This window comes from Mesomycoplasma conjunctivae, from assembly GCF_000026765.1.
In the GTDB taxonomy this organism is placed as follows: domain Bacteria; phylum Bacillota_I; class Bacilli_A; order Mycoplasmatales; family Metamycoplasmataceae; genus Mesomycoplasma; species Mesomycoplasma conjunctivae.
The window spans coordinates 445,879-452,303 of sequence record NC_012806.1 but is presented as its reverse complement, the minus strand read 5'-3'; the positions used below and the strand labels follow the sequence as shown (position 1 = coordinate 452,303).

The 6,425-nt window shown below is 27.6% G+C and carries 5 protein-coding genes; 2 read left to right on the top strand and 3 right to left on the bottom strand.

All coding sequences use genetic code 4. The features are described from left to right. Window positions 1–234: 234 nt before the first annotated feature. Window positions 235–1,215: a site-specific tyrosine recombinase/integron integrase gene (gene xerA / locus MCJ_RS01965; RefSeq protein ID WP_012751616.1), complete on the top strand. Its 981-nt coding sequence runs from the start codon at window positions 235–237 to the stop codon at window positions 1,213–1,215. 4 nt (window positions 1,216–1,219) lie between these two features. Further along, window positions 1,220–2,467 carry a restriction endonuclease subunit S gene (locus MCJ_RS03730; protein ID WP_012751615.1) on the top strand — a complete coding sequence of 416 codons (1,248 nt, stop codon included), beginning with the start codon at window positions 1,220–1,222 and terminating at the stop codon, window positions 2,465–2,467. Here the strand turns inward: MCJ_RS03730 and MCJ_RS01955 are convergent. The 3 genes from MCJ_RS01955 to MCJ_RS03795 form a co-directional block, all read right to left on the bottom strand. Continuing rightward, entirely contained in the window at window positions 2,464–2,955 is a 492-nt protein-coding gene (locus tag MCJ_RS01955; RefSeq protein WP_012751614.1) for a restriction endonuclease subunit S domain-containing protein, read from the bottom strand. The two genes, MCJ_RS03730 and MCJ_RS01955, sit on opposite strands and share 4 nt — an antisense overlap. 286 nt (window positions 2,956–3,241) lie before the next feature. After that, a complete protein-coding gene (locus MCJ_RS01950; protein WP_012751613.1) occupies window positions 3,242–4,882 on the bottom strand; it encodes an N-6 DNA methylase in 1,641 nt (546 codons plus the stop codon). 23 nt (window positions 4,883–4,905) lie between these two features. After that, window positions 4,906–6,420 carry a type I restriction enzyme subunit R domain-containing protein gene (locus MCJ_RS03795; protein ID WP_231833535.1) on the bottom strand — a complete coding sequence of 505 codons (1,515 nt, stop codon included), beginning with the start codon at window positions 6,418–6,420 and terminating at the stop codon, window positions 4,906–4,908. Window positions 6,421–6,425: the final 5 nt, after the last annotated feature.

Sequence of the window (6,425 nt, the reverse complement as noted above, 5' to 3'; positions counted from 1 at the left end):
GGACCGCAGAAACTTTCACTTCAATTCTTCATAAAATTCCAAAACCAATTTCTCGAACAAATTACAGAAAATATTCTGTTCAAACAGAAAAATTCACCGAGCTTCGCGATTATCTACTACCTCTTTCTTTTAAATGGCCAAGTTACTATTGAAGACTAGACAAATAAATTATCGTTTAGTTGAATATATAATTAAACTCAACTGCTTTAAACCAGTTTTTATTTAGGAGATTATATGAATGATAAATATATTAAAAATATTTTGCAGAAAATGCAACACTGCTTAAATAACAAGCAAATGAATGAACTTAAAAACGTTCTAAAACAGGAATTAATATTAGCGCAAAATAATTCAAATAACAACGATGATGTATCTAATGAAAAAATAGTTGAATTATTTATAGGTTCAAAAACATTAGAAGGTTGTTCCGACAAAACAATAAAATACTATATTTCTACTATTGATTCAATGGTTAAATCAATAAATAAACAAATTAATGAGATTGAGACAAATGATTTGAGAAATTATTTGTCAAATTATCAATACAAAAATAATTCAAGTAAGGTAACAATAGATAATATAAGGAGAATATTATCAAGTTTCTTTTCCTGACTAGAGGATGAAAACTACATCGTAAAAAGTCCAGTTAGAAGAATTAAAAAAGTTAAAGCACCAATAACCGTTAAGGAAACATATTCAGATGAAGAACTTGAAATAATGAGAGATAATGTCAATAATTACCGAGATTTAGCATTGATTGACATTTTAGCTTCCACAGGAATGAGGGTTGGGGAGTTAGTAAAACTAAATATTGAAGATGTAGATTTTAATGAACGGGAGTGTATAGTAGTAGGAAAAGGAAATAAGCAACGAATTGTATATTTTGATGCTAGAACAAAAATTCATTTAAAAAAATATTTAGATTCAAGAGTGGATAAAAACAAATCCTTGTTTGTTTCATTAAAACTGCCATATGGTAGAATTAGTATAAATGGAATAGAATCAAGACTCAGAAAAATTGGTAAAGATCTTAATATTAAAAAAGTTCATCCTCACAAATTCAGACGAACATTGGCAACAATTGCAATAGATAAAGGAATGCCAATTGAACAAGTTCAAAGGCTATTGGGTCATGAAAAAGTCGATACGACACTAAAATATGCAATGGTAAAGCAAAGTAATGTGAAAAAAGCACATCAAAAATATATAGGGTAGAAAAATGAATGAATGAAAAAAAGTTAAAATCAGTGAAATTGGTAAAGTAGTTACTGGCAAAACGCCAAAAACATCAAATAGTTCATTTTATGGTGGAAAAACACCTTTTTTCACGCCATCTGATGATTGATCAACGAAATATATTAAAAATACGAATAAATATTTGACCGAAGATGGTAAAAACTCAGTAAAAGGATCAATTATACCTAAAAATGCAATATGCGTAAGTTGTATAGGCTCTATTGGTAAAGTTGCAATGACTTCCTCAGAAACAGTTACAAATCAACAAATAAACTCAATCATTGTTAATGAAACAAAATATGATATAGATTTCATTTACTATGCGATGCTCGAATTGGGTAAGGTATTAAATTTACATAGTGGAAGTTCAACTGTTGTGCCAATTATTAGTAAAAATACTTTTTCTGAATATAAGTTAGCTTGCCCAAAATTGGACGAGCAGAAAAAAATTTCAAATGTTTTATCGATTATTGATAAAAAAATCGAAATAAATAGACAAATAAACGATAATTTAGAGAAGCAAACCAAACTGCTTTATGATTATTGGTTTACTCAATTTGACTTTCCTGATGAAAATGGAAATCCATACAAATCATCAGGTGGAGAAATGGTATTTAATGAAGAATTAAAGAGATATATTCCTAAAGGATGGTCAATTGAAACATTAGCTAATAACACTATATCAAGAATAATTAAACCCGGTGTTAATATATTCAAAGAAAAAACTTACTTTGCAACAGCAGACATCAATAACAAAGAAATATCATCAGGGAATAAGGTTTTATACCAAAATCGAGAAAGCAGGGCTAATATGCAACCAATAAAAAGCTCTGTTTGATTTGCAAAAATGAAAAATAGTGTTAAACACTTATTCATTACGGATAATATGGATTTTATGATTAATGAAGGGATTTTATCTACAGGTTTTTGCGGTTTAGAATGTGAAAAAAATTCTTTCGAGTATATATCTTCTTTTATAAATAGCTCATACTTCGAAATGGCAAAAGATATTCTTTCTCACGGAGCAACGCAAGAATCTGTAAATAACAATGATTTGAATTTTATTAATATTTTAATTCCGGACCGCAGAACTTTACTCAATTTTCATAAAATTACAAAACCAATTTATGAACAAATTACAGAAAATATCTGTTCAAACAGAAAAATTACTGAGCTTCGCGATTATCTACTACCTCTTCTTTTAAATGGCCAAGTTACTATTGAAGACTAGACAAATAAATTATCGTTTATTTTATTATTTATTTCAATTTTTTTATTAATGAAGTAGATAAAATCACCTATCTTTTCCTTATTTTTAACATCAGGTATTGAATAGTTCATAATATGATTTTTATCACAACGAGGCAATATTGAACCTTTTACTCCAAGCATTGCATATTTAAAAAAAACATCATTTAAAAGGTGTGCATAAATATATTTTCCAAATCTAGATTCTAATGGTTTTATAACCAAAACATCAGGACTTGCTAACCCAGTTTTATCTGCTAGTCAAATCTTCTTTAAATAAGGACCTATATTACCTAGCAAAATATCATATTTCTCAAATTTAGTATATTTCCCGGTTTTTGGCACAAACGAGGAAGGTTTAATACCCTTTTTATTTGGCAAAATGTTTTCAACACCAACATAAAAAACATCAAGACCATCAATACTTAATTTTTCATTTGAATAAATTGCATAATTCATTAATTTTTTCATTCCATCACCTTAAAGTCATTTTTATTGGTAATATTTAATGTACATATTATCGTTATTTTTCCTTTGTTAAAACGTAGTTTTAGAGTTTTTTAATAATTTAATGCGCGGAGTTTTATTTATTATAACTTTATAACACCGCAATTCAATGTCTGTGTCTTGCTTACTATCATCTTTAACTTAGAATATTGAATAAGCACATTAGTTTTGTGTATTGTTGCAATCAATATCAACTTCAATTTATCATTTACTGCATCATATTCATTTTTCTAGGCCACAAATAAAAATGTTATGAAATATTTTTTTTAGATAATTTTAAATTTTGCAGTTGTTCCATTATTTCTTTTTGAAGCTTATCTCCCTCTTCAAAATATTTTTGAAGTTCGCTTTGATATTTATTCATTTTAGCTTCAAATTCTTCTTGGGTTATTTCAACATAATCAATTTTAATATCAAAATACTGGCCGGCTGACAGTGAGTAGTTTTTTTCTTTTATATCATCATATGAGACCGCTATTGAAAAGTCGGCAATTGATTCTTTATTGTTAAATGTGTTTATTATTAAGTCAATATCTTTTTCAGTTAATCTTCTTTTTTTGTTTTTTCCATCCTTGTAATCTTCGCCTAGTTTTGAGGCATCAATCAAAATTACTTTATCGTGGTTTCTAGCATTATCAAAGAATAGTACTGTAACATTAGTGCCAGTATTTGCAAACACATTAGATGGCATACTTACACAACCATAAACTATTTTCTCATCAACAATTCTTTTTAAAATTTTACTTTCAACACCCGATTTAGATGTGATAAAGCCGGTTGGAATAACAATTGCGCCTTTACCTGTTTCGTTCTTTAATGAATTAATAACATGTTGAATAAATAAAGTATAAATTGCCATACTATCTTTTTTTGTTGGCGGAACCTTAGGCACACCACCTCAAAAACGCTCAGGCATAGTAGATAATTTTTCTCTAGTTTCTGAAAAATCTAATTTAAAAGGTGGGTTAGAAACAACAAAATCAAATTGTCTTAATGATTTGTTGTCATCACTTCTGTGATATGGAGAGGTCAAGGTATCTCCTTGAATAGCGTTTTGTAATGAAGAAACTAATCCATTTAAAATCAAATTAAATTTCAGCATCTTATTACTTTTTTGTGAAATATCTTGAGTGTAAATAGTGCATCTATCAATACCTATGCTGTGTGATAATGCCATTACAAGCGTTCCTGTCCCAGCAGAAGGGTCATAAATTTCAATGCTATTAAACTCTTTTTGTTCACCAATGAGTAATTTTGCCATTATTTTGGCAATTGATTGAGGGGTGTAATACTCTGCGTATTTTCCACCTCCATTTGTGTTGTAGTCCTTTAGAAGATATTCAAACATATCTGCAAAAAAATCATAGTGTTCACCAAGAGCTTCTTCAAAAGAAAAATTAACCAATTTATCAACTAATGCTCTGGCAAAATCTGACCTTTTGATATCATCGGTAACATAAATTGTAAGTTTTTCAAAAATAGGAATTCTTGTTTTATGAACAGTTTCTGTTGCGAAAATTGCTTCATTTTTAGCAGCTATTTCTTCCATTGTTGAATCGAAAATTTGTGCAAAATTACCTTTTTTTTGCTGATTTCAAAGTCCAGAAATTAAATGCTGGGGCTCAAGAAGCGGAACATCTGCTTTAAGTCTATTAAGTAATGATTTTCTTTTTTCTTCGCTCATATTAGCATAAGATTCATCTCATTTGTCTGCGACATTTAATTCAGGACTAACTTTTTTAATTTCATATCCAAACTTATCATTTATGAATTTATAAAGAAAAACCTGGGTAATTACCTTATACTCATTACCATCATTTCCAATTCCATAATGCTGACAAGTTGCTTTTAATGCATCAATTAAACTAATTGTCTTTTCTTTTAAGTTCATTTATTATTTCCTTATTCTATAAATTATTGTTTGATTTGACTAATGTATCCCTCTTCAATATTATTAATAATGAATTTAATATCTTCATTATTCATTTCAATTTTTTCTTCTTCAAAAATGTTATATATTGTGCTACTAATTGTTTTTTTAAAGAAACCTTGATTATTTAAAATAGAACGCTTTTTATAAATTTCATTATCTATGTTGTTTTTTATCATTTTTAACACATTCATTATTTCATGATTATTGTTTGAAAGAATTAATTCACTTTTTTCATCAGCATGTTTTTTGTTTAAATCCAAAATCCGTTTATGTATACGAACAAATTTTTGGTCATTGTCATACTTGGCTAGTAAATTGTTATTATCCTTGTTAATCTTTTTTATATTAGATAATGTTTTATCCAAAAATGTGGAAGATTCATAGAATTCATCCATATTTTTAATAATGAAACCTCTTTTAGCAAATTTGTCTCTTATTATTGAGAGTAAAGATGAGTACTCTGGATCTTTTGTATCGATATTTGCTTCAAATTCTCTTGATATTTGAACCCATTTTTCATTTAATATATCTGTAGAGACAATTTTTAATTCATCATTAACCAAAGTTTTTTTAAATATGAATTCAATATTATTCATGATTTTGTTCATAGATGATTGAAATGATTCATTATCTTTTAATGCAAGTTTTTGGTTTACTATATTTATTCTTTTTGTAAGTAGATTAATCAAAATTGGGAGATTTTCAATTTTGATTTCATTAAATTTTTCCTTCAAAACTTCATCGCCTCAAGTTCTAACCAAATTAAATGAATCTCTTGCGCTAAATAATACATTTCTTAAGTCGATTAAATGTTTTTTATCGTCAATTTCAGATATTTCTGAATTAAAAATTTCCAAGTTGTTAATTGTGTATTTAAATAATTTGTTTGATGCATTTTTTACATTTTCAATTAATTTGTCTTTATCTTCAATAATGCTATTTAACACATCATATGATTCTATTTCACTTGGTTCACTTATTTTTTGTAATTCGTGAAGGTATGCCTTGTTTGTATCATCAAAATTTTTCTTAATGTCAGCAAAATCAATAATATAACCGTATGTATTTTGTTCATATGGTCTATTAACGCGAGTTATAGCTTGTAGCAATGTATGGTCAGTTAATTTTCGACCAAAATATATTTTTTTTAGTCTAGGTGCATCAAAACCAGTTAAAAGCATGTTATAAACAATTAAAATATCAATATTGTTCCCTTTTTTAAAGTCGTTGATATACTTTATTCTGGTGGCCTTATCATCAGTGTCATGTAAAATTAGAGCAGCTTTTAAATTGGTTTTTTCAAACTCATTATCTTCTGCATTGCTTTGGATCTTGTTGAAAAAATTATATATTTTTTTCGCTTGGTTGCTTGTTTCGCAAATAACCATGCCTCCTAATGAATTGCTCTCGCGAGATATTTGAAATTGTTTAAAATCTCTGATTATGAATTTTGTAAGTTCCTCAACATATGAATCATGTTCAATAATATTAGACATTTTTA